This window comes from Allobosea sp. Tri-44, assembly GCF_004123845.1.
Lineage (GTDB): Bacteria > Pseudomonadota > Alphaproteobacteria > Rhizobiales > Beijerinckiaceae > Allobosea.
Genome location: NZ_NBDP01000016.1, coordinates 153,598 through 179,747 on the forward strand (window position 1 = coordinate 153,598; position 26,150 = coordinate 179,747).

At 66.0% G+C, this 26,150-nt stretch carries 23 protein-coding genes; 14 read left to right on the top strand and 9 right to left on the bottom strand.

The window, feature by feature from the left end:
* The first annotated feature begins 6 nt into the window (after positions 1-6).
* A complete protein-coding gene (locus tag B6S44_RS11495) occupies positions 7-696 on the top strand; it encodes an ABC transporter ATP-binding protein (RefSeq protein ID WP_129157029.1) in 690 nt (229 codons plus the stop codon).
* 9 nt (positions 697-705) lie between these two features.
* Here B6S44_RS11495 and tagH read toward each other — a convergent pair whose 3' ends face one another.
* The 3 genes from tagH to B6S44_RS11510 are packed head-to-tail and all read right to left on the bottom strand — an operon-like array spanning position 706 to position 4,570.
* Positions 706-2,082, bottom strand: a complete 1,377-nt coding sequence (gene tagH, locus B6S44_RS11500; protein WP_129157030.1) for a type VI secretion system-associated FHA domain protein TagH — start codon at positions 2,080-2,082, stop codon at positions 706-708.
* A 60-nt stretch (positions 2,083-2,142) separates the two neighbouring features.
* Positions 2,143-2,700, bottom strand: a complete 558-nt coding sequence (locus B6S44_RS11505) for a DUF6931 family protein (protein WP_129157031.1) — start codon at positions 2,698-2,700, stop codon at positions 2,143-2,145.
* 7 nt (positions 2,701-2,707) lie between these two features.
* Positions 2,708-4,570: a type VI secretion system Vgr family protein gene (locus B6S44_RS11510; protein WP_129157032.1), complete on the bottom strand. Its 1,863-nt coding sequence runs from the start codon at positions 4,568-4,570 to the stop codon at positions 2,708-2,710.
* Between the two features lie 116 nt (positions 4,571-4,686).
* On the opposite strand from B6S44_RS11510, the gene B6S44_RS11515 reads away from it, so the two are divergent.
* The 10 genes from B6S44_RS11515 (at position 4,687) to B6S44_RS11560 (ending at position 17,743) form a co-directional block, all read left to right on the top strand.
* Positions 4,687-5,232: an OmpA family protein gene (locus tag B6S44_RS11515; RefSeq protein ID WP_129157033.1), complete on the top strand. Its 546-nt coding sequence runs from the start codon at positions 4,687-4,689 to the stop codon at positions 5,230-5,232.
* Positions 5,233-5,279: 47 nt separating this feature from the next.
* A complete protein-coding gene (locus tag B6S44_RS11520) occupies positions 5,280-6,806 on the top strand; it encodes a type VI secretion system protein TssA (protein ID WP_129157034.1) in 1,527 nt (508 codons plus the stop codon).
* A 225-nt stretch (positions 6,807-7,031) separates the two neighbouring features.
* Positions 7,032-7,568, top strand: coding sequence for a type VI secretion system contractile sheath small subunit (gene tssB, locus B6S44_RS11525; RefSeq protein ID WP_129157035.1), 537 nt, complete (start codon positions 7,032-7,034; stop codon positions 7,566-7,568).
* An 11-nt stretch (positions 7,569-7,579) separates the two neighbouring features.
* Positions 7,580-9,082, top strand: coding sequence for a type VI secretion system contractile sheath large subunit (gene tssC, locus B6S44_RS11530; RefSeq protein ID WP_129157036.1), 1,503 nt, complete (start codon positions 7,580-7,582; stop codon positions 9,080-9,082).
* Between the two features lie 154 nt (positions 9,083-9,236).
* On the top strand, positions 9,237-9,719 hold the full coding sequence (locus B6S44_RS11535; RefSeq protein ID WP_129157037.1) for an Hcp family type VI secretion system effector: 483 nt from the start codon (positions 9,237-9,239) through the stop codon (positions 9,717-9,719).
* 163 nt (positions 9,720-9,882) lie between these two features.
* Positions 9,883-10,431, top strand: coding sequence for a type VI secretion system baseplate subunit TssE (locus B6S44_RS11540; RefSeq protein ID WP_248309559.1), 549 nt, complete (start codon positions 9,883-9,885; stop codon positions 10,429-10,431).
* A 6-nt stretch (positions 10,432-10,437) separates the two neighbouring features.
* The gene (gene tssF / locus B6S44_RS11545) at positions 10,438-12,399 is read left to right on the top strand and encodes a type VI secretion system baseplate subunit TssF (RefSeq protein ID WP_129157038.1); all 1,962 of its coding nucleotides are present in this window, start codon (positions 10,438-10,440) and stop codon (positions 12,397-12,399) included.
* Positions 12,396-13,484 carry a type VI secretion system baseplate subunit TssG gene (tssG, locus tag B6S44_RS11550; RefSeq protein WP_349236367.1) on the top strand — a complete coding sequence of 363 codons (1,089 nt, stop codon included), beginning with the start codon at positions 12,396-12,398 and terminating at the stop codon, positions 13,482-13,484. The genes tssF and tssG overlap by 4 nt, the downstream gene beginning before the upstream one ends.
* 10 nt (positions 13,485-13,494) lie before the next feature.
* On the top strand, positions 13,495-16,194 hold the full coding sequence (gene tssH / locus B6S44_RS11555; RefSeq protein ID WP_129157039.1) for a type VI secretion system ATPase TssH: 2,700 nt from the start codon (positions 13,495-13,497) through the stop codon (positions 16,192-16,194).
* Positions 16,195-16,546: 352 nt separating this feature from the next.
* Complete coding sequence (locus tag B6S44_RS11560) at positions 16,547-17,743, top strand: M23 family metallopeptidase (protein ID WP_129157040.1); 1,197 nt, start codon at positions 16,547-16,549, stop codon at positions 17,741-17,743.
* An 18-nt stretch (positions 17,744-17,761) separates the two neighbouring features.
* Here the strand turns inward: B6S44_RS11560 and B6S44_RS11565 are convergent, their stop codons facing one another.
* Positions 17,762-18,136 (bottom strand): nuclear transport factor 2 family protein, encoded by a 375-nt coding sequence (locus B6S44_RS11565; RefSeq protein ID WP_129157041.1) that lies wholly within the window; start codon positions 18,134-18,136, stop codon positions 17,762-17,764.
* 66 nt (positions 18,137-18,202) lie between these two features.
* The gene (locus B6S44_RS11570; protein WP_129157042.1) at positions 18,203-18,394 is read right to left on the bottom strand and encodes a hypothetical protein; all 192 of its coding nucleotides are present in this window, start codon (positions 18,392-18,394) and stop codon (positions 18,203-18,205) included.
* Between the two features lie 305 nt (positions 18,395-18,699).
* On the opposite strand from B6S44_RS11570, the gene B6S44_RS11575 reads away from it, so the two are divergent.
* From B6S44_RS11575 to cysN, 3 genes are read left to right on the top strand one after another with little or no spacing between them, the layout of a single operon-like run.
* A complete protein-coding gene (locus B6S44_RS11575; protein WP_129157043.1) occupies positions 18,700-19,458 on the top strand; it encodes a phosphoadenylyl-sulfate reductase in 759 nt (252 codons plus the stop codon).
* Positions 19,455-20,357 (top strand): sulfate adenylyltransferase subunit CysD, encoded by a 903-nt coding sequence (gene cysD, locus B6S44_RS11580; protein ID WP_129157044.1) that lies wholly within the window; start codon positions 19,455-19,457, stop codon positions 20,355-20,357. Before B6S44_RS11575 ends, cysD begins: the two co-directional genes overlap by 4 nt.
* Complete coding sequence (gene cysN / locus B6S44_RS11585) at positions 20,357-21,985, top strand: sulfate adenylyltransferase subunit CysN (protein ID WP_129157045.1); 1,629 nt, start codon at positions 20,357-20,359, stop codon at positions 21,983-21,985. The genes cysD and cysN overlap by 1 nt, the downstream gene beginning before the upstream one ends.
* Positions 21,986-22,040: 55 nt before the next feature.
* On the opposite strand, the gene B6S44_RS11590 is transcribed toward cysN, so the two are convergent.
* The 4 genes from B6S44_RS11590 to B6S44_RS11605 form a co-directional block, all read right to left on the bottom strand.
* Positions 22,041-22,691 (bottom strand): EF-hand domain-containing protein, encoded by a 651-nt coding sequence (locus tag B6S44_RS11590; protein ID WP_129157046.1) that lies wholly within the window; start codon positions 22,689-22,691, stop codon positions 22,041-22,043.
* A 107-nt stretch (positions 22,692-22,798) separates the two neighbouring features.
* Positions 22,799-23,230, bottom strand: coding sequence for a RidA family protein (locus B6S44_RS11595; RefSeq protein WP_129157047.1), 432 nt, complete (start codon positions 23,228-23,230; stop codon positions 22,799-22,801).
* A 24-nt stretch (positions 23,231-23,254) separates the two neighbouring features.
* Complete coding sequence (locus B6S44_RS11600) at positions 23,255-24,898, bottom strand: benzoate-CoA ligase family protein (RefSeq protein ID WP_129157048.1); 1,644 nt, start codon at positions 24,896-24,898, stop codon at positions 23,255-23,257.
* 76 nt (positions 24,899-24,974) lie between these two features.
* Complete coding sequence (locus B6S44_RS11605; protein WP_129157049.1) at positions 24,975-26,150, bottom strand: acyl-CoA dehydrogenase family protein; 1,176 nt, start codon at positions 26,148-26,150, stop codon at positions 24,975-24,977.

Genomic DNA, 26,150 nt, shown 5'->3' on the forward strand with positions numbered 1-26,150 from the left:
CGATCGATGGCAACCGAGACGCCGGCGCTCTTTCTCTCCCAGATCGAGCGCTACTACCCCCAGTCCGACAGGCCGCTCGAGGTGCTGCGCAAGGCCGATTTCGCGATCTGGCCGGGCGAGCTCGTCGCGCTTGTCGCGCCGAGCGGCACTGGTAAATCGACCCTGCTGCACGTTGCCGGCCTGCTCGAGAGTCCGGACAGCGGCGAGGTCTTCATTGGCGGCGTGCCGACCTCGCAGCTCGACGACAAGGGCCTGACCCGGCTCCGGCGCACCGAGATCGGCTTCGTCTACCAGTTCCACCATCTCCTGCCGGAGTTCACGGCGCTGGAGAACGTCATCTTGCCGCAGCGCATCCGGGGCCTCGGCAAGACCGAGGCGAAGTCGCGCGCCACCGAGCTCCTGAGCTTCCTCGGCCTCGGCGAGCGGCTCGACCATCTGCCGGGCGAGTTGTCGGGCGGCGAGCAACAGCGCGTCGCGATCGGGCGCGCCGTCGCCAATGCGCCCCGCGTCCTGCTGGCAGACGAGCCGACCGGCAATCTCGACCCGCAGACTGCGCTGCATGTCTTCAACACGCTGGTGGCACTGGCGCGCGCTTCGGGGCTGGCCGCGCTGATCGCGACGCACAACCTCGACCTCGCGCGGCGCATGGACCGCCAGGTCACGATCCGTGACGGGTTGGTGGTGCCTCTGACCTGAGCCTTTGGCTCAGCGGCCGCCGCGGTCGTAGCACTCCGCGAAATAGAGCATGAAGGCGTCGACCAGCCCATCCTCGTAGGGCGCGGTCTTCGCTTCCCAGCGGGCGACATAGGCGTCCCAGAGCTTGCCTTTGCGCGAGGACAGCAGGCCTTCGATCCCACGTCCGGCGTCGAGACTTTCGGCGACGGCCTGCGGATCGAGATCCTCGACCAGCATGCGCAGCGCGTGCTGCATGGCCGAATAAGTCTTGATCTGGTGGATCTTGAGATCCTTGAAGCTCTCTTCGAAGGCCTTCTGGGCGCTGAGATAGCCGCTGGTCGGCCGCCCGAAGATCAGCTTCAGCGCGTCCTCGATCGTCGGCGAGAATTTGAGCGGGTTGTTGTCCTGCGCCTGGATCATCGTCTGGTTCGAGCTGCGGGCGATGCGCTTGCTCTCGGCGCGGGCCGCCAGCAACGCCTTGAGCTCGATGGCGATCAGGCGCATCAGCGCGCCTGTCTGCTCGGCGAAGGCGCCGGGATCCTGCCATGACAATTCCTCGACCGGCAGGCCGGCGCCACGGGCGAAGCGGGCGATGAACTCGGCCGGCGAGATTCCCGGGCCGCCCATCGGAGCGCTCATCAGCGGAGGCGGTGGGGGGGCGGGGCGCGATGGCGCCGGCTCGTGCGGCGCATCGAAGCTCGGGCGCCCTTGCGGCGCGGCCGGAGCCTCGTTCCAGGGATCGCCATTGCCGCCTTGCGAAGGCGGCCGGCGCGGCGTCGGGATCGGCGCGATCGGCTCGGGCTCGGGAGCCGGAGGGGCCTGGTAGGGCGCCCAGGCGAGCTCGTCGGGTCGTGGCGAGGGCGGCGGCGTTGCCGGTTGCGGCGCGTAGGCCTGTGCGGGCTCGCCAGGCGTCGGGATGTCGGCGGCCCAGTCGATGAAGGGTGCGTGTACCGGCTGGTACTTCTGCGGCGGGATCAGATCGCGCCGGGCGATCGGCGGCGCCTCGTCGCCATTCGACTCCCACAGCGAATCGCCCGGTGGCGGCGGCATGGCCGATCGCTCGACCTGGCCGGTCGACCCGCGCTCCACGTCGTCGATCGATACCGCGATGACGTAGTGGCCGATCTCGAGCCGGTCGCCATGCTGCAGCCGGTAGGGCGACTGCACGCGATAAGCCCCGCCATTGACGAAGGTGCCGTTGGTCGAGATGTCGCGCAGCCAATAGGCGTTGTCGTTGAAGCGGACCTCGCAATGGCGGCCGGAGACGGCGCGGCTCGGGTCGGGCAGGCACCAGTCGAGATGCTGGTCACGGCCGATATCGAGCCCCCGCCCGCCGCTCAAAGTCACGCTGAGCGGGCCGCCGTCCGGCAGCGAGGCCTGATTCTCGATCGTCAGCGTCAGCGCCATGTCGGGACGCTCGCCTCGCCGTCGCGGAAGGCCGGCAGTCGCACCGGCCCCGGGGCCATATTATGGTCTCGTCTTGCCGCTTTCGTCATCGAGCAGACGAATGCACGCTTCGACGCAGTTTCGCAATGCGGCATCACGCTCGCGTTCAGGTACGCGCCCAAGCGCGGTTAATACCGCTATTCGCGCCGTCTTTGCCGTCAGGTCCGGGGGGCAGGGCACCGCGTGGGTCATGACCATGCTCCCGCCGGAATAGCCGGCCGCGAGCGCAACCCAAGTGCCCAGGCTGGCATGATGGCCGTTTTCGCCGAGCGCCAGAGCGGCCCGGCGTGTCTCGTCGGTCGGGTCGCGCACCCAGGCCTCGGCTGCCTTCAGACCGGGATCTGGTGGGGTTCCGGGCGGCATCATGCGCTGGACGCTTTGCAGCGCCCACCAGACCGTCTCGCGACGCGGCATCAGGAAGGCGCAGAAGCCGACCGCGTCCTTGTGATTGCCGGCCTTGGCGAGGCCGCGCAGGAAGGTCAGCGGCGGCTCCGTGGTCGGCGCCGTGTTGATGATCTGGCGCGTGGCGGGAAACGTCTCGAAGACTTCCTGCGCCGTGCTGAAGCGAAGTTTCGACATCGCGGCCTCAGTTGATCTTGACGACGCCGCCGGTGATGATGGTCGCACCGCCGCCGTTGATCTCGGTCTTGGCCGTGCTCTTTATCGTGATCATCGGCGAGGAGATGGTGATGTCGGTCGGGGTCATCGTGATCTCGCTCTCGCCGCAGACCAGCTTGATCTCCAGCGCCGCCTCGACATAGCGCTTGCCCTGCTTGACGTGCAGCTTGTCGCTACCGCTCAGGATTTGCGTTGTGCGGGCGAAATCGGTCGGGCCGCCTTCGAAACTCTTGCCGACATCGCGGGTCTCGAGGTTGAAGACCTCGGTCTTGTGGTCGCGCTCGGCCTGCATGGAGAAGACCTCCTTGCCGGCGAGGTCCTCGAACTTGATCTCGTTGAACTTGCCCGACTTGCCGCCGCCATCGGTCGATTCCGACTTCAATCCCGACTGGGTCTTGTTGGCCGGCAGGTCGTAGGGCGGCATGTGCTGGTCGTTGACCACCGCGCCCGTGATGATCGGCCGGTCCGGGTCACCGCCGATATAGGAGACCACGACCTCCTGGCCGATGCGCGGGATGATCTGCCCGCCCCAGTTCTTGCCCGACCAGGCCTGCGCGACGCGAACCCGGCAGGACGTCGACTCCTTTTCGCGGTCCCAATGGAAGCGCAGCCAGATGCGGCCGTATTTGTCGACGTCGATGTCGCCTTCCTCGCCCTTGTTCTTCTCGCCCACCACCTTTGCCGTATCGGGGCCGATCACGAGCGGCGAGGGGGTCACCAGTGGCGCGCGGAAGCGCTTGTCGGCCTTCTGAAACTCATAGGAGCCATGATAGATCGCCTCATCGGAGCGTTTCGACGAACGGTAGCTCTGCACGCCATAGGCATGTGTGGCGCGCACCACCAGATACTCCGCATTCTCCGCCCCGACCGCGTGATCGGTCAGCGTCATCAGCGTGCCGGGGTTGAGGCTCGGAGCATCGCCCATGGCAAGGCGCCGCTCGTCCTGCGCCTGTTCGGCCTGAGCCTGGATTCGGGCGAACTTGTCGCCCTTGCCGCGCTCCAGATAGGAGCCCGGATAGTCGAAAGCCTCGTACGCCTTGGTTCGGGGGAAGCCTTCCTCCGCCCGAGCCGTCAGGTCGGAGGTCGATTTCTCGAAATCATAATCCTTGAGCTCGACCTTGCCGGTACGCAGCCGTCGTTGCGTCGACCATTGTGTCAGATGCTCGATAGGGCGCCGCTGGCTCTTGTCCTTCGGCATGAACGGATAGGCGCTGCCGGCGCCGGCGAAGGTCGGTTCGGCGGCTGCGGTAACCGTGTCATGTGAGCCGCGGGCATCCGAGAGGATGAGCTTGTGATCGCCCTCGCTGTGCTGGAAGTAGTAGTAGATGCCGTACTTCTCCATCAAACGCAGGACGAAGTCGAGATCGCTCTCGCGATACTGTACGCAGTAATCGATCACCGGCGGCTTCTCGCTGACACGGTCGCCGAAGCTCGCTTTGTCTTCCTTTCCGAAGATGATCTTGATGATGTCGATCGCGGTCTTGTTCTTGAAGATGCGGCAATCCGAGCGCTGCGAGAGCAGCCAGAGCCAGGGACGCAGCACGAAGCGGTAATGGTCGAGGTCGTTCTCACGGCCGAGCCATTGGGCCTCGACGAGCACGCCGTTGAAGATTCGCTCCTTGCCGTTCTTCAGCGTCATCTTGATGGCGCATTTTTCGCCGATCAAGCTTTGGAGGTCGGCATTCGCAGTCGTGCACGTGGCTTCGACCTGGTAAACGAACAATTCGCTGAGAGCTTCTCTCGCCTCAAACTTGAGAAGCGAAAAGACATCTTGACCCGCCGGCGTTGTAAAAGAGGCAAGTCTTTTCGTTTGTCCAAGGGCGGCGGGCATCAACCAAACCTCATGGTTTGCGACAAGAGACGACTATTGACGCAGCTGCCGCTGCGAGGCATAATTCGCGCCGTCAATCTTCAACCGCCTCAGCGAACCTAAACAGGAGGAAGACCATGCGCAAGCAGGCCCTTGTCATGGTTAGTGCCGCTCTTGCCGCAGGCTTTTGCGTGCTGTCGCCTCTCGTCGTGCAGGCGCAGGCCTACAAGGCGGACGACATCGTCAAGCACTTCGGGCCCGCGACGCCCAATCTCGGCGTTTCGCGCGGCTTGTGCGTCGGTACCGAAGCCGAATGCAACAAGGCCGGTCATGTCGTGAAGCCGGCCAGCGCCTTCGACCTCATCGTCAAGTTCAAGTACAATTCCGACGTGCTTGAGTCCGAGGCGAAGCTGAACCTCGACGAGTTCGCCAAGGCACTGAGGGACCCGCAGCTCGCAGCGAGCAGCTTCCTGGTCGAGGGACATACCGACGCCAGCGGCACGGCCGACTACAATCTGAGCCTGTCGGAGCGCCGCGCCAAGGCGGTCGTGCGGTATCTGAGCGAGCGGGGCGTCGATATCGCCAAGCTCGTCCCGCGTGGCCTCGGCCAGACCAAGCCTGTCGTCGCCGACAAGTTCTCTGCCGATAATCGCCGGGTAGAGACACGGCTGCAGGTGGAATGACGGCCTGGCGGCCGAGCCCCGAAAGATTTGACCAACCGTGAGGGGGCATGGCTGCGCTCAATTTCGCTGACCTCGCGAAGCCGGTTTCGGCCGACGATCCTTGCGGTCCCGATCCGGACGCCGATCCGGATTTCATGAATGTGCTGGGGCGCCTGGAAGTGGCGCTGCCGACCTCCTATTTCCGTCGCGAGGATGATGGGCGGCAGGTTTCCTTCGACCGCAGCACGATCGACTTTCCGGCAGCTTTCGGGGATCTCGGCAAGATTCTGAAACGGAGCCGCGATCTGCGCGGCTTCGTGCTCGCCGGCAAACTCTGTCTGCTCAACCGGGACATCGCCGGCTTCGCCGGAAGTCTCGGACTGATTACGAGCTATCTCGGCGACTATTGGGAGGAGATTCATCCCAAGGCCGAGGATGGCGACTTCATCATGCGTGAAGTCGCCCTGCAGGGACTTGACGAGAACGCCACCATCGCCTTGCCGTTGCAGCACGCCCCGATCTTCACCAGCAAGCGGCTGGGGCCGGTGATGTTCCGTAGCCAGCTCATCGCCCTGGGCGAACTGCGTGCCAACGAGGACGAGCAGCATCCGGATGCCGGGGGTATCGCTGCCGCACTGAAGGAAGCCGAACTCTCCGATCTGACGGCGATGCTCAGTCACGTCACGGCGATCCGCGACGCACTCTTGCGGCTGCGAGCGATCTGGAGCGAGCACCTCGGTGCCGACCAGGCCGTGACCTTCCCGCGCCTGGCGGGCCTGGTCGGGCAGATCATCACCTTCCTCGAGGCCGCGGTCGAGCGACGCGCGCCGGCTCAGCAAGGTGTCGTCGCCGTCGAGGTGCCAGGCGGCGCCGGCGGCACGGTCATGGTCGCTGCAGCCACCATCCCGGCCGGGGCCTGCGCCTCTGTTGCCGAGGCGCAGGCTGCACTTGGCGGCTGTCTTGCCTATTTCCGGCGCGTCGAGCCGTCGAGCCCCGCGGTGCTCCTGATCGGGCAGGCGCAACGCCTGATCGGCAAGTCGCTCATCGAGGTCATCCAGATCATGTTCCCCGAGCATGTCGACAAGGCGATGCTCGAAATCGGTGACGACACGAAATATCAGCTGCCGCTGGAGCGCCTGGGCGGTGACGGTTACGACAGCACCAGTGAGGACGACAGCGGCAGCTACGACGACAGTAGCGGCTATGATGACAGCAGTGACGACGACAATTCCTCATCCGGCGATGACGAGGACACTGGCGCGGAGGACGAGCCGGCCGACGAGTCCGGAGAGACCGAGACGGAAGCGTCGGAAAGCGCGGACGACTGGGCAGAAGACGCGCAGCCGGAGGCCGAGCCCGAGCCCGAGCCGAAGAGGCCCGCAGCGGCTGCGGCTGTGCCTGCGATTGCCGTCGCAAACCGCGCCGAGGCGATCGCCCGGATGAAGTCCGTGGCTGCGTTCTACCGCCACGCCGAGCCGTCCAATCCCGTCCCGTTGCTGATGGACAAGGCCTGTGCGCTGGCGCAGCAGGATTTTCTGTCGCTGCTGAGCGATATCCTCCCTGAAGTCGGCATAAGGCAGGGCAGCGAAGAATAGTGTCGCGTCGGCCGGGTGACGGACCGTCGCGCCTCATTCGTTCGGTGGATGCGGACACCGTCATCCATCTGCAAAGTCGGGCTGGCTGAACTCTGCCGCCGCCGATTCGCGCAGTTCGAAGAGAACTGTCAAGCGATTGGCAAGTGTGTATGGTATAGCGAGCTGGATCGTTAGCGTGGTATCGCGCTGTCCTTGCGTGATGCCTCTAGAGGAAGGGGCGCCGTCATGGCCGGAGATTCAGGGCAGAAGTTCATTCGCCGCAACAGGCCGCCGCGTGTCCACATCACCTATGAAGATCCCTACAACGCGGATCAGAAGATCGAATTGCCCTTCGTGATGGGCGTTCTCGCCGATCTTTCCGGCAATGCCTCCGAAGTCGAGAAGTCGGACATCGGCGAGCGCAAGTTCCTCGACGTCGACATGGACAATTTCGATCAGCGCATGGCCGCGATCGCGCCCGGTGCCGCTTTCGCCGTGCCGAACAAGCTAGGCGGCGAGGGGGGCGACAAGCTTTCGGTCTCGCTCAAGTTCAAGAAGTTCGACGATTTCAGCCCGGCTGCGATCGCCCGGCAGATTCCGGCGACTGCCAAGCTGCTGGAAGCGCGCGAGCAGCTCGCCAACCTGCTGCGCTACATGGACGGCAAGGTTGCGGCCAGCGATCAGCTCAAGGCTCTGCTGTCCGATCCAAATCTGATGGCGGCGCTGAAGGACAGGCTCGGCGAAAAGCCAGCTGACGACAACAAGCAGGACGGCAACGGGTAAGCGAGGCGGCCATGGCGGAAGCACAGATCAAACAACCCGGCACAGAGACTGCAGAAGTCCGCGAGGTCGATGACTTCTCGGCGCTTCTGAAGCAGAGCTTCAAGCCGAAGACTGAACGGGCGGCGAGTGAGGTCGAGAACGCGGTTGCGACCCTGGTCAACCAGGCGCTCGCTGACCAGACCCTGATCAAGGGCGACGTGCTCGATACGATCGAGGAGATGATCGCCCGGCTCGATGCCAAGCTCACCGAGCAGATGAACGAGGTGCTGCACGCACCGGAGTTCCAGAAGCTCGAAAGCGCCTGGCGCGGCCTCAACTACCTCGTCTTCAATTCCGAGACCGACTCGCAGTTGAAGATCAAGGTGATGAATGTCGGCAAGAGCGAGCTCTACCGCAATCTGAAGACCTATCCGGGCGCCCGCTGGGATCAGAGCCCGCTCTTCAAGCAGATTTACGAGCAGGAGTTCGGTCAGCTCGGCGGCCAGCCCTTCGGTGCCTTGGTCGGCGACTACCACTTCAGCCACGTCCCGGCGGATGTGCAGCTGCTGCGTGATCTGTCGAAGGTCGCCTCCGCCGCCCATGCCCCGCTCTTCACCGGCGCCGATCCGACGCTGATGGGCATGGACTCCTGGACGGAGCTCTCCAATCCGCGCGATCTCGGCAAGGTTTTCGACACGCCGGACTACGCGGCCTGGAAGGGCCTGCGCGATGCAGCCGACTCCCGATATGTCGGCCTGTGCCTGCCACGGGTCCTCGCGCGGGTTCCCTACGGGGCGAAGTCGGAGCCGGTCGAGGAGTTTGCCTTCGAGGAGGACACCGACGGTCACAAGGGCGAGAAATACGCCTGGATGAACGCCGCCTATGCGATGGCGGTGAACATCAACCGGGCCTTCAAGGAGTATGGCTGGTGCACCCGCATCCGCGGCGTCCAGTCGGGCGGCGAGGTGCTGAACCTGCCGACCCACACCTTCCCGACGGATGACGGTGGCGTCGACCTGAAGTGCCCGACCGAGATTGCGATCAGCGATCGCCGTGAGGCAGAGCTGGCGAAGTCCGGTCTGATCCCGCTGATCCACCGCAAGAACACGGACAAGGCGGCGTTCATCGGCGCGCAGTCGCTCTACAAGCCCAAGGCCTTCTTCGGGCCAGACGGTGTTGCGGCGACCGCCTCCGACAACCTGTCCTCGCGTCTGCCCTACATGTTCGCCGTGTCGCGCTTCGCGCACTATCTGAAGTGCATGGTGCGCGACAAGGTCGGCTCCTACAAGGAGCGCGAGCCCCTGCGTCGCTGGCTGCAGGAGTGGATCACCGAGTATGTCGACGGCGATCCGCTGAACTCCAGCGAGGAGACGAAGGCGCGCAAGCCCCTGTCCGAAGCGCGCATCGACGTCTTCGAAGACGAGGAGAACCCTGGCTATTATTCGGCCAAGTTCTACCTCCGGCCGCATTTCCAGCTCGAGGGCATGGACATCGGTCTGAGCCTCGTCTCGCGCCTGCCGGCGCCCAAGGCCTGAGACCCGGGCGCGCCTTCAGCGCGCAGGCCCCCAGGACGATAGTTGGCCCTGCGCATGACGCGCAGGGAGAGTGGCGACGCATGGGGGGAGCTCTCCAGGCGACGCGAGTTCTATGCCCAAATCACCCTGAAACAGCCAACCATTGGAGAGCACCATGGCAAGCGACTTCCTGCTTGAGATCGACGGCGTTAAAGGCGAGAGCCAGGATTCCAAGCACAAGGAGACGATCGAGATCGAATCCTTCTCCTGGGGCGTCAGCAACTCCGGCACGCATTCGGCCGGTTCCGGCGGCGGCGCCGGCAAGGCCAGCTACCAGGACTTGCACTGCACCGCCAATGTCAGCAAGGCCTCGCCGGTGCTGATGCTGAAATGCGCCACCGGCGACCATATCAAGAAGGCCGTTCTCTTCGTCCGCAAGCAGGGCAAGGAGCAGCAGGAGTTCTACAAGGTCACGCTCGAGGACCTCTTGGTGTCGAGCTATCAGTCGGGCGACTCGACCGGCGGAAACCCGGTTCCGACCGACCAGTTCTCGCTGAATTTCTCCAAGATCAAGTTCGAGTACAAGATCCAGAACAAGGACGGTTCGCTCGGCGCGACCTCGACCGGAACCTGGAACCTCAAGGAAAACAAGGAATAAGATGCCGATGCGATCGGGCTCGCTTCGGCGGGCCTGGTCAGGACATCTGCGGCGGCGCCCCTCGGCGCCGCCGAACCTGTCAAGCACTGGACGGGCTCCTCGCGACTGCGGCAGCGATCGCCGGGAGTCCATCGTTTGAACGATTGCTCGCGGGAACACGCCGATGCTCGATCCCAAGGCGAAGAACCGGTTGCGTCCGCCGCTGATGTTCGCCTTCCGTGAGGCGCATCGCAGCAAGGACGCCAGGGTCCATCTCGACCTGCGTGACGCTGGTGGTGAGCGGGTCGTGGCCGGTCGTCGCGCCGCGCCGCGGGCCGCGATCACCGAAAGCAAGCTCCGCCAGGAAATCGCCATCGATCTCGAGGCCTTGGTCAACACGATCAATTTCGGCTCGTCCACTGATCTGTCGCGCCACGAGCATGTGCGCCGCTCCGTGCTCAATCACGGCTTTCCCGATATCCAGAACAAGTCGATCGACGAATACCGGGTCGGCGCGATCAAGGACGAGCTAGCCCAGGTCCTGCTCGCTTTCGAGCCGCGCTTGCTGAAGCAGTCGATCGTGGTCGAGCGTGACGAGGGGCTCGACAAGGCGGAGTTGAAGATCCGCTTCGTCGTGCGCGCCGATCTCAACTGCGAGCCGCTCAACATTCCGGTACAGTTTGTTGCCGATGTCGAGCTCGATACCGGCAAGATCGCGATCAAGAATAGATAGCGCCTCATGAACCAGGAATTCCTCGACTTCTACAATCGCGAACTCCGGCTCTTCACCGAGCATACGAAAGAGTTTGCCGAGGAATATCCCGGGATCGCCGAACGGCTCGGCGGGCTGGTCGGCGAGCGCATGGACCCGATGGTCGCCGGCCTGCTCGAAGGCGCGGCCTTCCTCGCCGCGCGGGTGCAACTCAAGCTCAAGCACGAGTTTCCGGAGTTCACCAACAACCTCCTGGAACAGCTCATTCCGAATTACCTGGCGCCGACGCCGTCGGCGCTTCTCGCCGGAATTGCGCCGATCTACGGCGACCCGGCCCTGCGCGATGGCGTCGAGGTGCCGCGCGGCGCCTACCTGGACGCAACTTATGTCGAGCGCGATCGACGGGTCGCCTGCCGCTATCGGCTGGGCTCGGCGGTGACGCTGTGGCCGTTCGACGTCGCCTCCGCCGAGTACATCGCGGCGCCGGGGCCGCTGCAGGCGCTGGGGCTACCAGCCGACGGGCGGGTACTCTCGGGTCTGCGCCTGTCGCTGACGCACCGGGTTGCCGCCGACCCGACGGAGGAGCCGTCGCCGGAGGAGGCCAAGAAGCAACCGGCGAGCTGGTTCGCCGGCTGCAGGACGCGCGAGCTCACAGTGCATCTGCTCGGCACCGAGGCGGATGCGATCGCACTCTACGAGCAGATCTTCGGCGACCGCCTCGGGGTCTATTTCCGCTATCTCGACGAGTTCGGCGATCCTGTCGTGCTGTCGGGCGCGGAGTGCTCCGTCGAGCAGATCGGCTTCGACGAGGACGACGCGCTGCTGCCGGCCGATACGCGGATATTCCGCGGATTCGACCTGCTGCGCGAGCAGTTCTGGTTTCCGCGCAAATTCCTGGGATTCAAGCTGGCCGGCCTCGACAAGGTGATGTCACGGCTGAAAGCAAAGACGGTCGACGTGATCTTCGTCTTCGACGAGGTCAACACGCGCCTGCCGGCCGCGGTACAGCGCCAGATGTTCGCACTCTATGCCGCCCCGGCGGTGAACCTGTTCGAGAAGACCACCGACCGCATCCCGGTTCGCAAGAACGAGCACGAATACCATGTCGTGCCCGATCGCAGCCGCATGCTCGACTACGAGCCGCATTCGATCCTCGAGGTCTATGCGCACTATACCGGCGGGCGAGACAAGCAGCCGGTCCACCCGCTCTATTCCTCGCCGGATGGCGCCTCGCCGACGCAGGGCCTGCTCTATACGCACCGACGCTTGCCGCGCCGGCGCTCGACGGCCGAGCGGCGCGAGGGCAGGGCGTCCGACTATACCGGCACAGAAATCTTCATCTCGCTTTACGAGCCGGCGACGGTCTCCGACGCCGCATCCGTCGCCGAGCTCAGCGTCCGGGCGCTGTGCTCCAACCGCCACCTCACCGAGCATCTCCCGACCGGCACTGGTGGGGCCGATTTCCGCCTGATCGACAACGTCGTGCTCGACGTGACCTGTCTCGCCGGGCCGACGCCGCCACGCGAGCCCATCGTCTCGCAGCTCAGGCTTCGCTCCGAGATGGCGAGCACGGGCGTGGTGGCCTGGCGGCTGATCAACATGCTCAGCCTCAACCATCTCGGCCTTGTCCAGCGTGGTGCCGGCGAGAACGCCGAGGCGCTGCGCGAGATGCTCTCGCTCTTCGCGGACCTCGCCGACAGCGCCACGGAACGCCGCATCCGCGGCATCAAGAGCGTCGACAGCCGGCCCGTGATCCGGCGTTTCCCGCAGCGGGCCGGAACGGGTGCTGCCCGCGGACTCGAGATCACGGTCCTGCTCGACGAGAAGGCCTTCGAGGGCAGTGGCGTCTTCCTGCTCGGTGCGGTGCTCGACCGCTTCTTCGCCGAATACGCGGCGATGAACCACTTCACCCAGACCGTGATCCGCACGGTTGAGCGCGGTGAGGTGATGCGCGGTCCGCCGCGCGCCGGCACGAGGCGCATCCTGTGAACGAGGCCGCGCCCACGCTACCGGAACCGGCCGCGCTCGATGTGCTGCGCGTCGAGCCGCCTTTCGTCGAGGGGTTGCAGGCCGAGCCCTGGCGCCATGATTTCTATGCGGTACTGCGCCGGATCGAGCGCAGCTTCCCGGAGCGCGACCGCATCGGCGACGTAGCCGCGAGGCGCGACGAATACGTCGCGCTCGGCGAACAGCCCTATATGGACTTCCCGGCCTCGACCTTTGCCGAGGTCGATCGCGACCTGCAGGGGCGGCTGCGGCTCTTCGTCAAATTCCTCGGCCTGCTCGGACCGCAAGGCGCATTGCCGCTGGCGACAACCGAGGAGAGCTATCACTGGCAGCTCGTCCGCGACGACGCCTTCCCGCGCTTCCTCGACATCTTCAACAACCGATTCCTGCAGCTCTTCTACCGGGCCTGGGCCGATTCCCGGCCGATCGCGCAGCATGACCGGCCTGACAGGGACCGGTTCGTCGCCTATGTTGGCAGCATGGTCGGGCTGGGCTCGAAGCCGTACCAGAACCGCGATAGCGTTCCCGATCCGGAAAAGCTGGCCCATGCCGGGCTCGCCGGTGCGCAGGCCAAATCAGCCTCGCGCCTGCGCAGCCTGCTCGCCGGTCTCTTCGACATCGAGGTCGAGGTCGAGCAGTTCGTCGGCATGCGACTGGTCTTCGACCCGGAGGACCGGACCAAGCTCGGCCGCGGTCAGTGCGCCCTCGGCAGCAATGTCCTGCTCGGCGCCAGTGTCTACAGCGTCGAGGACAAGTTCCGGGTCAAGCTCGTGGCGCGCGATCTCGAGCAGTTCAATCGCTTCCTGCCGAATGGCGACCGCTGCGAGCCTCTGGCCGATGCGGTGTTCTTCTATCTCGGCGAACAGTTCGAATGGGATGTCGAGCTCGCTTTGCCTGTCGGGAAGGTACGGCCGATGCAGCTCGGCCGCTTTGGCGCGCTCGGCTGGTCGAGCTGGGTTTCGCCGAACTGGGGCGTGCCGGATGGCAGCTTGCGCCGCGACGCCCGCTTCCACCCCGCCGAACGCATGCGGCTGAAGCGCAGCCAGCAGACACAGAACCGACGATAAGGAGGCAGTCATGGCCGATATCAGTCTCGAAGCCGTCACCGGAAAACTCAACCGCGTCGGCTATGAGGCCTTCATCCAGGCGCTCCGCCAGGCCAAAGGCGCGGGCAACCGCAATGTCGAGCTGGCCCACTGGCTCGCCCAGATCCTGCAGCGGCGCTCGACCGATATCGGGCTGACCGCGCAGCATTACGGCCTCGACATGGCTCGGCTCGCCACCGACATCGGCGGCGTCATCGAGGGCTTCCGCAAGAACGAGACCGAGATGCCGGGCGTTGCCAACAACGTCGTCGACGTGCTCGACCGCGGCTGGCACTACGCCACGCTGTTCTTCGGCGAGACCCAGATCAGGACCGGCCACGTCCTGGTCGCAGCGCTGAAATCGCTCGAACTCAAGCGGGCGCTGACCGGAATCTCGAAGGAGTTCGGCAAGATCCCGGTCGAGGAGCTCGCCGCCGGCCATACCAAGATCTGGAAGGACTCCGAAGAGGAGAACCTGCGACCGATGGACGGCTCGGGGCTGCGCGCCGCCGGCACGCCCGGCGCCGAGCAGGCCGAAGGCGCCAAGGGCACCACTGCGCTCGACCGCTTCTCGCAGGACCTGACCGAGAAGGCGCGCTCGGGCACGATGGACCCGATCCTCGGCCGCGACGACGAGATCCGCCAGGTCATCGACGTGCTGATGCGCCGGCGCCAGAACAACCCGATCCTCACCGGCGAGGCCGGCGTCGGCAAGACGGCGATCGCCGAGGGCTTCGCCCAGCGCATCGTCGCCGGCGACGTGCCGCCGCCGCTGCGCGGGGTCAAGGTCTGCGCGCTCGACATCGGCCTGATGCAGGCCGGCGCCTCGATGAAGGGCGAGTTCGAGCAGCGCCTGCGCTCGGTGATCGACGAAGTCCAGTCCTCGCCGACGCCGGTGATCCTGTTCATCGACGAGGCTCATACCCTGATCGGTGCCGGTGGCCCGGCCGGCACCGGCGACGCCGCCAATCTGCTCAAGCCAGCGCTGGCCCGGGGCACCTTGCGCACTGTCGCGGCGACGACCTGGTCGGAATACCGCCAGTATTTCGAGAAGGATCCGGCGCTGACCCGGCGCTTCCAGCCGGTGCAGGTCGATGAGCCGGATGTGCTGCGCTGCTGCACCATGCTGCGTGGCCTGATCGGGCCGATGGAGAAGCACCACAAGGTCCGCATCTCGGATGCTGCGATCGTCGCCGCCGTGCAGCTCTCCTCGCGTTACATCCCGGCCCGTCAATTGCCCGACAAGGCGGTGAGCCTGCTCGACACCGCCTGCGCCCGCGTCGCCATCAGCCAGACCGCAACGCCGGCGGCGATCGAGGATGCCCGTGTCGCGATCTCGGCGCTGGAGAAGGAGAAGGTCGCCCTGATCGCCGACAAGGATCTCGGCGACGCGACCGATGAGCGCCTCGGCAAGATCGACGAGGAGAGCGCCGAGCTCAAGGCGAAGCTCGAGGCACTCGAAGCCGACTGGGCTTCCGAGCTCGCGCTTGTCGAGGAGATCACGCTGCTGCGCGGCAAGCTCGGCGAGAAGGCGGCTGGAGAAGCGCCCGCGGCCGATGGTGAAGCGCCGGCCGAGGCCGCTCCGGCCGAAGCGCCGGTCGATCCGGAGGCGACGCGCGCCAGTTTGAAGGACAAGTTTACCACGCTTGGCGCGATCGATCCGGCCAACCGGATGATCTACGCCCATGTCGACGAGCAGTCGGTCGCCTCGGTCGTCTCCGACTGGACCGGCATTCCGGTCGGCCGCATGGTCAAGGACGAGATCGAGACCGTGCTCAACCTCGCCGCGACGCTGAACAAGCGCGTGGTCGGGCAGGGGCATGGCATCGGCATGATCGCCAAGCGCATCGAGACCAATCGCGCCAAGCTCGACAATCCGAACAAGCCGATCGGCGTGTTCATGCTCTGCGGCCCGTCCGGCGTCGGCAAGACCGAGACGGCGCTGGCGCTGGCGGAGTCGCTCTATGGCGGCGAGCAGAACGTCATCACCATCAATATGAGCGAGTTCCAGGAGGCGCACACCGTCTCGACGCTGAAGGGCGCGCCTCCCGGCTATGTCGGCTATGGCGAGGGCGGCAGGCTAACCGAGGCGGTGCGCCGCAAGCCCTATTCGGTCGTGCTGCTCGACGAGGTCGAGAAGGCCCACCCCGACGTGCACGAGCTGTTCTTCCAGGTCTTCGACAAGGGCCAGATGGAGGACGGCACCGGACGGCGCATCGACTTCAAGAATACGCTGATCATCCTGACCTCGAATGTCGGCACCGACGAGATCATGCGCATGGCCGGTGACGAAAGCAGCCGTCCCGACGTCGAGGAACTGGCAGTCGCGCTCAGGCCGGCGCTGCTCAAGGTCTTCCCGCCGGCGCTGATCGGGCGCCTGGTGACGATCCCGTATTATCCGCTCTCTGGCGAGATGCTGGGCGGAATCGTCCGCCTCCAGCTTGGGCGCATCGGCAAGCGCCTGCGCGACAACCACAACGCCGCCTTCGTCTACGATGATGCCGTGGTCGAGCACATCGTCGCCCAGTGCAACGACCCGGATTCGGGCGGACGCATGATCGACAACATCATCACCAATTCGATGCTGCCGGCGCTCTCGCGCAGCATCCTCAACCTGCAACTCGAGAAGAAGCCGCTGACGGAGGCGAAGGTCACGGTCGAGGACGGGGCGTTCCACTACGCCTGTAATTGACGGGCGGCGCGGTGTCATTGCGAGCCCCCGGGTCTTGTCTTCGGCAAGCCCGAGGACAGGTTCCGCGAAGCAATCCAGCAGTGGCAGAGCTCTACGTCTCCCTGGATTGCTTCGTCGCTTCGCGTTTCGCAATGACGGGATGAGGTCGGCGGAGAGACAAGTATCGCTGGCGGGCGCTGTTTGAGCTATACTTGCACGGTGGGATCGGAACGGAAACAGAAGCGTGCAACCGGTTCGTCTCAAGCGGCGGCCTGACGAGGCTGCTACCTCGACCTCTCTCCAGCCAGAGAGCGAGATACTGCGCCGCCCGCGCAGCAGTGGCGGGAGGTCTGGATCGGGGCGCGGTGGCCTGTTGCCCTGGTCGCTGGCCATACTCGCGATCGTCGGTGCGGGCGTCACCGGCTATCTCCTCTACGAAGAGAAAGGTCGCGTCGCTGCGCTCCAGCAGGAGCAGGCGATCCTGCAGAGCACCTATGACGAGAAGCTGAAGGCGCTGCAGCGCCGCCTCGTCAGCGCCATCGTCGCATCCGGTAGTTCACCCGGCCTGCCGGCGCAGCCGGGCCAGCCGGCCGGGACTGGACGGGCGGGCGATCAACTTGCCGACCTGATCACCCGCCAGATCGAACTCGAGGCCCGTCAGGCCTTGCTCGGCGCGCTCACCGGCCAGGCGGTCGGGCCGATCCTGCCGCAGGGCGGCGCGCAGGCGCCGGGCGGCAATCAGTTCGCCGACGGTCAGAACGTTCTCGACCGCGTCAATCCGGCCGTGCTGGCGCAGCAGCGCCGGCTGGTCTCCGCGACGGTCAAGGCGAGCGAGACGATGACGCTCGACCAACGCATCATCGTCCTCGGCCAATCGCTTGACCGCGTGCAGAACGGCCAGAGCCAGCAGCTCTCGGGGCTCGGCCGCCAGCTCGTCGGGCGGGTGCAGGAGGTAAAGGCGGCGCTCGCCGAGGTCGGGCTCGACCCCGCCAAGGTCAAGCTACCGCCTGGCCGTCCCGGCATGGGCGGGCCGCTGGTACCGATGACGGTGGCGCTGAAGCCCGGCACCTTCGAGCATGCGCTGATGCAGCTGGGCGAGGCGCGGTCCGTCTTCGGCCGCTGGCGTGACCTGGCGGCGATTGTGCCTTTCCAGCGCCCGCTCGAAGGCGATGACAGCACGACCAGCAATTTTGGCCCGCGCTCCGATCCGTTCACTGGCGGAACGGCGATGCATGCCGGCATGGATTTCCGCGGCGAGACCGGAACGCCGGTTCGCGCTCCCGGAGCGGGAAAGGTGCTGCGCGCCGAGGTCGCCGGCGGTTACGGCAACCTCATCGAACTCGACCATGGCAACGGCGTCACCACGCGCTACGGCCACCTCTCGGCCTTCGACGTCAAGGAAGGGCAGCTCGTCGCCGCCGGACAGGTGATCGGCCGCGTCGGTTCGACGGGACGCTCGACCGGACCGCACCTGCACTATGAGACGCGGCTTGCGGACGAAGCGCGCAATCCGCTGAAATTCATCCAGATTGGCGAAAAGCTCGCGGTCGGGCCGAGCGGCTTGCGCTGATCCGTTCCGCCTCGGCGTCTATGTAACGATCTGCCACGCGCTCCCGGTGTCGTAGAAGAAGCGCTCTTCGGCGATGCGGTCGCCCTGCCAGCGCTGGAAGGCGAGTTCCTCCAGGCGGCGCGTGACGCCCGATTTGTCGGTGGCGTCAAATATCCAGCGGACGACGACATGGTCGCCATCGACGAGCATGGCGACTGGCGGGTGCGTGTGCATCCGCTCGAGCCTGGCGAGCGCGCGCGCCTCATGCGCCATCAACGCCTCGCGGCCGCGGCGCGGCTCATTGGCGTTCTCCTGCATGGTCGCGTCGTCGGTGTAGAAATCTCGGATGGCGCCGACATGATCGCCGCTGACGACGGCGGCGACGAAGGCATCAACTCTGGCGCGGTCAGGCATAGTGATCTCCATCTCGTCAGGTCGAGATGGGGGAGAGTAGCTCCATTCTCAACCGGCCTGTCAGCATCAGGCCCGGCGCTGGGGCGCTCCGGGCTTGGTTGGGCTTTGGGGTGCAACAGGGTCACTGGCGGGAAATGTACCCTCGAGCGCCTTGTCGAGCTCGTTCTCGCCCTTGCCGCGGGCCTCTTTCTCGTCCTTACGCTGCTCGCGCTGCTCCTTGCGCAAGCTCTCGACCGCCTGGTTCGCGGAATTCGCCATGACGTTCCCCTGTTGCGTCGCAGGGCCCAGCCTGCCTGTCCGCTCAACGCAGGTGCCGGAGCGAAAGTTCCTATGGCAAAGGGCAAGCCGCACCGGTGTTCGCCGCGTCAGTTGGGCAACGCAGGAAGGATCTTCTCCTTCTTCCGCCAAATAAGAAAATTCACGCTACCTGATGTAAATTGATTGGTTGGCGTTCAGGTTATATGTGGATTGTTCGATTTACAGAACACCCGAGTGATCGGTTTGGAACGGGAGACGGTGCCGCCGAGGGGCTCGCGCCAGTGTCGTCCGTGTAGAGCAAGCACATGTTCGAGTTGCAGGAACAGGCCGGAAACCTCAATGCTGCGTTCGGAACGGCGGATGCCGCCGAACGCCTTGCGGGACTGGTGCGGCAAGTTGCCGGGCGCCTCGTCTTCACCACCAGCTTTGGCCTCGAGGACCAGGTCGTCACCCACCTGATCGCGACGCAGAATCTGCCGATCGAGATCGTCACGCTCGATACGGGTCGGCTCTTCGGCGAGGTCCATGCCCTCTGGGCGGACACCGAAGCGCGCTACGGCATCGCGATCACGCCGTTCTATCCGCGGCATGACGCCGTCGAGGCCTTCGTGCTCGGGCACGGCATCAACGGCTTCTACAACTCGATCGAAGCCCGCAAGGCCTGCTGCAATGTCCGTAAGGTCGAGCCGCTCGGCCGGGCGCTCGCCGGGGCCGCTGCCTGGATCACCGGCCTGCGGGCTGATCAATCGGCCGCGCGTGGCGGTGTCGCCCTTGCCGAGGTCGACCGGGAGCGCGGCCTGATCAAGGTCAATCCGCTGCTCGACTGGTCGCGCGACGAGGCGCTGGCCTTCGCTCGCAAGAACGACGTCCCGCTCAACCCGCTGCACGAACAGGGCTTTCTCTCTATCGGCTGCCAGCCCTGCACCCGCGCCATCCGGCCTGGCGAGCCGGAGCGGGCCGGGCGCTGGTGGTGGGAAGAGGAGGCCGCCAAGGAATGCGGCCTGCATGTCGGTCCGGACGGCCGGCTGGTGCGGTCCAAGGCGGCCGCGGAGGTTATGGCGTGATCCAGCTCAGTCATCTGCAGAAGCTCGAAGCCGAGGCGATCTTCATCATCCGCGAGGTCGCTGCGACCTGCGAGAACCCGGTGCTGCTCTATTCGATCGGCAAGGACTCGGCGGTGCTGCTGCATCTCGTCATGAAGGCGTTCTATCCCGGCAAGCCGCCATTCCCACTGCTCCATGTCGATACGACCTGGAAATTCCGGGACATGATCGCCTTCCGTGACCAGACCGCCAGCCGGCTCGGACTCGACCTGATCGTGCATATCAACGAGGAAGGCGTGCGTGCCGGTGTCAACCCGTTCGCCTCCGGCTCGCGCCTGCATACCGATGTGATGAAGACGCAAGGGTTGAAGCAGGCCCTCGACAAGCATGGCTTCGACGCGGCCTTCGGCGGCGCCAGGCGCGACGAGGAGAAGAGCCGGGCGAAGGAGCGCGTTTTCTCGTTGCGCTCGGAGCAGCATCGCTGGGACCCGAAGAACCAGCGGCCGGAGCCCTGGCGGCTGTTCAACACGCGCAAGGCGCCGGGCGAAAGCTTCCGCGTCTTCCCGCTCTCGAATTGGACCGAGAAGGATGTCTGGGACTACATCGCGCTCGAGAACATCCCGGTCGTGCCGCTCTACTTCGCCGCTCCGCGCCCGGTTGTGCGCCGCAACGGCGCCTGGATCATGCGTGACGACGAGCGCATGGACCTCCTGCCCGGCGAGACGCTCGAGACCCGGATGGTCCGTTTCCGCACGCTAGGCTGCTACCCCCTGACCGGGGCGGTCGAGAGCGAGGCGGCAAACCTCACCGACATCATCGCCGAGATGCGGGCATCACGCTCCTCCGAGCGCGAGGGGCGCGTCATCGACCATGACGGCTCCGGCTCGATGGAGCAGAAGAAGCAGGAAGGTTATTTCTGATGGCGGCGCTCGCGAAGTTGAAGGGCCAGCCCGCGCCGGCTGGCCAGCCTCATCCCGCCAACGACCAGAGCCAGAGCACCGAGGGCAGCGCCCGCGCGCTGTTGCGCTTCATCACCTGCGGCTCGGTCGACGACGGCAAGTCGACGCTGATCGGACGCATCCTCTATGAGGCCGGCGCAGTCTTCGACGATCAGCTCACCGCGCTCGACAGCGATTCCCGCAAATTCGGGACGCAGGGCGCGGCGCCGGACTTCGCGCTGCTCGTCGACGGGCTCTCGGCCGAGCGCGAGCAGGGCATCACCATCGATGTCGCCTATCGCTATTTCTCGACCGACGCTCGCAGCTTCATCGTCGCAGACACCCCTGGCCACGAGCAGTACACCCGCAACATGGCGACCGGCGCCTCGACCGCCGATCTCGCCATCATCCTGATCGACGCCCGCAAGGGCCTGCTGCCGCAGACGCGCCGGCATTCCTTCATCGTCTCGCTGGTCGGCGTCCGCCATGTCGTCGTCGCCATCAACAAGATGGACCTCGTCGGCTATGACGAGGCGATCTTCCGGCAGATCGAAAAGGACTACCGCCAGGCGGTCGCCGGACTTGGCTTCGCCAGCATCGATTTCGTCCCGGTCTCGGCCCGCGATGGCGAGAATGTCACTAGCCTCTCCGGCCTGATGCCCTGGTATCGCGGGCCGGCGCTGCTGCCTTTGCTCGAATCCGTCGCGGTCGTCGCCGAGGCGCAGGTGGAGGCTGGCTTCGCCCTGCCGGTGCAATGGGTCAACCGGCCCGATCTCGACTTCCGCGGCTTTGCCGGCACGGTCGCGCAAGGGCGCCTGCGCGTCGGGGACGCCATCGCGGCGCTGCCGTCCGGTCGCCGCAGCACGATCGCGCGCATCCTGGCGCCGTCCGGCGACGTCTCGCAGGCCGGCGCCGGCCAGTCGGTGACCGTCACGCTGGCTGACGAGATCGACATCTCGCGCGGCGACGTCATCGCCTCGCTGACGCACGCTCCGGCGGTTAAGCAGGAGTTGCAGGCGCGGCTGCTCTGGACCGGCGAGGCGGCGCTGCGCGAAGGCGGCGAGTTCATCCTGAAGCTCGCGACTTCAACCGCAAACGCTCAAATCGTCCGGCTGCACCACAGCGTCGATATCGAGAGTTATGCCGAAACGCCGGCCGAGAGCCTGGCGATGAACGGAATCGGGTTGGCGACGCTGAAGCTCGACCGGCCGCTCGCGGTGCTCGACTACGCCCGCAGCCGCGAGCTTGGCGGCTTCATCCTGATCGACAGGCTCAGCAACCAGACGGTTGCCTTCGGCTTTGTCGAGAGCCGCGCTGCTCAGGACCGGGCCCGCCCTGTGACTCAGGCCGGTGCTGCTGGCCGCGCTGTTCTGCGGCTCGTCGGCTGGCGCGGTGCGCAGGAGCGGCGCGCCTGGTTCGAGGCGGCGAGCTGGCGTCTGGCGTCCGGATTGTTCGTCTTCGCCGCCGTGGCGCTGCCGACGGGGCAGTGGGCTCTGGCGGCTGTCTTGGGGCTCGGCGATCTCGTGCTGCGGCCGCTGCTGAAGCGCCTGCATGCGAGAGTGTGGGCGAAGCGGACGCCGCCTGCGCTCTATGACGGAGCGGGCATCTGACATTGGAAGAGCGCCGGACGGCCTTCTGCCGGCCCGGCGTTGCGCAAGCGGTGACTTAAGCCGCCTGGGAATAGGTCGCGCCAGCGGGAGGTTTTGCTCCAAGCTGGTAAGTCTGGCCATAGGCTTCCGACGCGCCGCTGACTTCCGGCGGCGGCGGAGGTAACGGCCGGTGCGCGGCGCGTTCCTCCATCTGCTTCTTGAAGTCGTCCATCTCCTTCTTGGAGATCTTGCCGTCCTGGTCCGCGTCCATCGCCGCAAAGAGGCGATTGAGCAGGCCGTTCGAGCTGTCGCCATCTGGGGCGACCACCTTCAGGAATTCGTCCTTGGCGACGCTGCCATCGGAATTGGCGTCGAGCTTGGCGAAGTAGTTCTTGTCGTCGCCGTCCTTGGTGTCGGCCTTCTTCGCCGTCGTGGCGCTAGCCGTACCCGTTTGGAGCATCAGCAGGAGGGCCTGCATCTGCTGGTCGGCCTTCTCGAATTTCGCCTTGAAGGCATCCGATTCCGCCTTGCTGACCGACCCATCCTGGTCGGCGTCCATCGCCTTGAACAGCTTGTCTGTCTTGGCGTTGTCGGCGCCTTTCGGCGCTCCGGCGGAGAATTCGGCGAGGTTGAGCACCCCGTCGGCGTTGCCGTCGAGCTTGTCGAAGCTCGATGGTTTTCCGGGCGGTGGTGGGCGGAAGCCCCCAACGCCGCCAATGCTTGTCATGCGATACTCCTGGTTGCGCACCGCCCGGATATGGGCGGCGCGGTCGAGTATCGTGGATAATTCTTGGTAAATTCCTATCGGCCGGGAAGCCGGCCTGAAGAGCGCGCTCAGCCCGGCAGCACCGCCGTCGCTTCGATCTCGACCATCGCCTCGGGTTCGACCAGCGCTACCACTGCGAGCACCGCCATGGCTGGGAAGTGCCGGCCGAAACTGGCGCGATAGGCCGGGCCGAGCTCGGCGAGACTGTTGCGGTAGGCCTCGATGTCGGTGACGTACCAGGTCAAGCGCACAATATCCTCGACCTGGCCGCCGCCGGCCTCGACCACCGCCCTGATGTTGGCGAGCGTCTGGCCGACCTGCGCGACGAAGCCCTTGGCGAAGACGCCCTGGGCGTCCCAGCCGACGAGGCCGCCGGTCATCAGCACCTTGCCTTCGGCGACCATGCCGTTGGCATAGCCGCGCGGCTGCGGCCAGCCTTCGGGCAGGACGGCGCGGGCGCGGCGCGAGGCGGGATCGGAGGGCGGCATGCCGCTGGTCATGGCGTTGTCTTTCTCAAACGATAGTCAGGACGCCGAGGCTTCCTGGCGAGCGATCTCGCGCAGGGCGAAGCGCTGCAGCTTCCCGGTAGAGGTCTTCGGCAGGGTTGTCACGAAGGCGATGGCGCGCGGGTATTTGTAGGGCGCGATCGTCGCCTTGACGTGGTCCTGCAGCGCTTTAGCCAGTGCCGCATCGCCGGCAAAACCCTCTCGCAGCAGCACATAGGCCTTCACGATCTGGCCGCGCTCTGGGCAGGGTGCGCCGACGACGCCGCATTCGGCCACCGCCTCATGCGTCAGCAGGCAGGCCTCAACTTCTGGACCGGCGATGTTGTAGCCGGCCGAGATGATCATGTCGTCAGAGCGGGCCTGATACCAGAAATAGCCGTCGGCATCGCGCAGATAGGTGTCACCTGTGACGTTCCAGCCGTCGAGAATGTATTTGGCCTGGCGCGAATCGGCGAGATAGCGGCAACCGGTCGGGCCGCGCACAGCGAGGCGCCCAGCTGTGCCGTCGGGCACCTCCTTGCCGTCCTCGTCGACGATCTTCGCCTCGTAGCCTGGCACCGGCAGGCCGGTGGCCCCGGGCCGGATTGTCTCGCGCGGCGCGCCGATGAAGATGTGCAGCATCTCGGTCGCGCCGATGCCGTCCATCAGCGGCAGGCCGGTCGCTTCTCGCCAGGCATCGAACGTCGCCTTCGGCAGCGCCTCGCCGGCGGAGACGCAGATGCGCAGCGATGACAGGTCGCGCTCGCCGAGCTTGCCGAGCATGGCGCGGTAGGCTGTCGGCGCGGTGAAGCAGACGGTCGCACGGTAGCGCTCGATCGCCTCGGCGAGATCGGGCGGCGCGACCTTGGTCGGCAGCACGCAGGCGGCGCCGATCCGCAGGGGGAAGAGCACGATGCCGCCGAGCCCGAAGGTGAAAGCGAGCGGCGGCGAGCCGATGAAGCGGTCATCCGGAGCAGCCTGCAGCACGCGCGCGCCATAAGCATCGCAGATCGCCAGCAGGTCGCGCTGGAAATGCATGGTGCCCTTGGGCTCGCCGGTGGTGCCCGAGGTGAAGGCGATCAGGCAGACATCGTCCTGCGCCGTGTCAGCCGGCTCGAAAACCTCGTAGCCGGCTTTCCCCATCAGGGCTTCGAGCGCGCCGTCCCCCCATGTCACGACGGTCGAGAGTTCCGGCGCAAGAGTCTGAGCTGACTTGAGTTCGTCGACTAACGAGACGTCGCAGAGCGCCAGCGTGATCTTCGCCTTGCGGATCGGATAGGCGATCTCGCCGGCGCGCAGCATCGGCATGGTCGCCACTACGACGCCGCCGGCCTTCAGCACCGCGAAATAGGTCGCGACCATCATCGGCGTGTTGGCGGCGCGCAGCAGCACGCGGTTGCCGGGCACCATGCCGAGATCGCGGGTGAGCACATTGGCGATGCGGTTCACCTTGTCGGCGAGCGCCTGATAGCTCCAGCTCTCGCTTGGCCCGACCACTGCGTCGCGCTCGCCGCGCCCCTCGGCGACATGGCGATCGACGAACTCGGTCACGACATTGAGCCGTTCGGGATAGCTCAGCCCGGCGGCTGCGAGGTCGAGGCGTGGCCAGCTTTCGCGCGGCGGCAGGTTGTCCCGCGCGAAGCCGTCCACATGTCCCGACCGCACCCAGTCTGCGGTTGTCATCTCGTTCCCCTGGTCTATTTTTTGAGCATGTTCTTGCCGCAAAACCGGTTCCCACTTTCGCGGAACATGCTCGGCCTTACTTCAGCAGATCGCGGGCGATCACGACCTTCTGCACCTCGCTGGCGCCCTCGTAGATCCTAAGCGCCCTGATCTCGCGGTAGAGCTCCTCGACCTTGACCCCGCGGGTGACGCCGAGCCCGCCATGGATCTGCACGGCGCGGTCGATCACCTTCTGGGCGTTCTCGGTCGCGACCAGCTTGGCGAGCGCCGCCTCGCGGGTGACGCGGGGCGCGCCCTGATCCTTGGTCCAGGCGGCGCGGTAGACGAGCAGCGCGGCGGTATCGACCTCGGCGGCACTGTCGGCGATCGCCGCCTGCGAGAGCTGGAGGTCGCCGAGCGTGCCGCCGAAGAGCTTGCGGCCCTTGGCATGCGAGACCGTCTCGTGCAGCGCGCGGCGGGCGAAGCCAAGCGCGGCGGCGCCGACCGTCGAGCGGAAGATGTCGAGCGTCGCCATCGCCACCTTGAAGCCGTCGCCCGGCCCGCCGATGCGGTTTTCCACCGGGATGCGGCAGGCGTCGAAGCGCAGAGTCGCCAGCGGATGCGGCGCGATCACGTCGATGCGCTCGGTGATGGAAAGGCCGGGCGTATCGGCCTCGACCAAGTAGGCGGAGAGCCCGCGCGCGCCCGGCGCCTCGCCGGAGCGGGCGAAGACGACATAATGGTCGGCGATGCCGCCATTCGAGATCCAGGTCTTCTCGCCGTCGATCCGGACATGCGTATTGCCGTCCGGTGTGGCCGTCGTCGCCAGCGCCGCGACGTCCGAGCCGGCCTCCTTCTCGGAGAGGGCGAAGGCAGCGATCCTTTCGCCGCGCGCCACCGCCGGCAGGATGCGTGCCTTCATCTCGGGCGAGCCGGCGACGGTGATCGAACCGGTTCCCAGTCCCTGCATGGCGAAGGCGAAATCGGCGAGCCCGTCGCGGGCCGCCAGGATCTCGCGGGCGAGGCAGAGCGTGCGCACGTCGAGCGCGGCATACAGCCCGCCATACTCGGCCGGTACGGCGGCCCTGAGGAATCCGGCTTCACCCAGCGCCTTCACCCGGGCGCGGCAGGCCTCGTCGACATCGTCATGCGGCAGGCCAGGCAGGGTGGCGTCGGCCCAAGCGGACAGGCGCTCAGCAAAGTCGCGGTGGTGTGCCTCGAAGAAGGGCCAGTCGAGCGTGTCGCCAAGGATGCCGATGCCGAGCGAAGCCAT

Coding starts and splice junctions, on each gene's coding strand:
- B6S44_RS11495 (WP_129157029.1), top strand. CDS start 7: ATGGCAACCGAGACGCCGGCGCTCTTTCTCTCCCAGATCGAGCGCTAC.
- tagH (WP_129157030.1), bottom strand. CDS start 2,082: ATGGCGCTGACGCTGACGATCGAGAATCAGGCCTCGCTGCCGGACGGC.
- B6S44_RS11505 (WP_129157031.1), bottom strand. CDS start 2,700: ATGTCGAAACTTCGCTTCAGCACGGCGCAGGAAGTCTTCGAGACGTTT.
- B6S44_RS11510 (WP_129157032.1), bottom strand. CDS start 4,570: ATGCCCGCCGCCCTTGGACAAACGAAAAGACTTGCCTCTTTTACAACG.
- B6S44_RS11515 (WP_129157033.1), top strand. CDS start 4,687: ATGCGCAAGCAGGCCCTTGTCATGGTTAGTGCCGCTCTTGCCGCAGGC.
- B6S44_RS11520 (WP_129157034.1), top strand. CDS start 5,280: ATGGCTGCGCTCAATTTCGCTGACCTCGCGAAGCCGGTTTCGGCCGAC.
- tssB (WP_129157035.1), top strand. CDS start 7,032: ATGGCCGGAGATTCAGGGCAGAAGTTCATTCGCCGCAACAGGCCGCCG.
- tssC (WP_129157036.1), top strand. CDS start 7,580: ATGGCGGAAGCACAGATCAAACAACCCGGCACAGAGACTGCAGAAGTC.
- B6S44_RS11535 (WP_129157037.1), top strand. CDS start 9,237: ATGGCAAGCGACTTCCTGCTTGAGATCGACGGCGTTAAAGGCGAGAGC.
- B6S44_RS11540 (WP_248309559.1), top strand. CDS start 9,883: ATGCTCGATCCCAAGGCGAAGAACCGGTTGCGTCCGCCGCTGATGTTC.
- tssF (WP_129157038.1), top strand. CDS start 10,438: ATGAACCAGGAATTCCTCGACTTCTACAATCGCGAACTCCGGCTCTTC.
- tssH (WP_129157039.1), top strand. CDS start 13,495: ATGGCCGATATCAGTCTCGAAGCCGTCACCGGAAAACTCAACCGCGTC.
- B6S44_RS11565 (WP_129157041.1), bottom strand. CDS start 18,136: ATGCCTGACCGCGCCAGAGTTGATGCCTTCGTCGCCGCCGTCGTCAGC.
- B6S44_RS11570 (WP_129157042.1), bottom strand. CDS start 18,394: ATGGCGAATTCCGCGAACCAGGCGGTCGAGAGCTTGCGCAAGGAGCAG.
- B6S44_RS11575 (WP_129157043.1), top strand. CDS start 18,700: ATGTTCGAGTTGCAGGAACAGGCCGGAAACCTCAATGCTGCGTTCGGA.
- cysN (WP_129157045.1), top strand. CDS start 20,357: ATGGCGGCGCTCGCGAAGTTGAAGGGCCAGCCCGCGCCGGCTGGCCAG.
- B6S44_RS11590 (WP_129157046.1), bottom strand. CDS start 22,691: ATGACAAGCATTGGCGGCGTTGGGGGCTTCCGCCCACCACCGCCCGGA.
- B6S44_RS11595 (WP_129157047.1), bottom strand. CDS start 23,230: ATGACCAGCGGCATGCCGCCCTCCGATCCCGCCTCGCGCCGCGCCCGC.
- B6S44_RS11600 (WP_129157048.1), bottom strand. CDS start 24,898: ATGACAACCGCAGACTGGGTGCGGTCGGGACATGTGGACGGCTTCGCG.
- B6S44_RS11605 (WP_129157049.1), bottom strand. CDS start 26,150: ATGGCTTCGCTCGGCATCGGCATCCTTGGCGACACGCTCGACTGGCCC.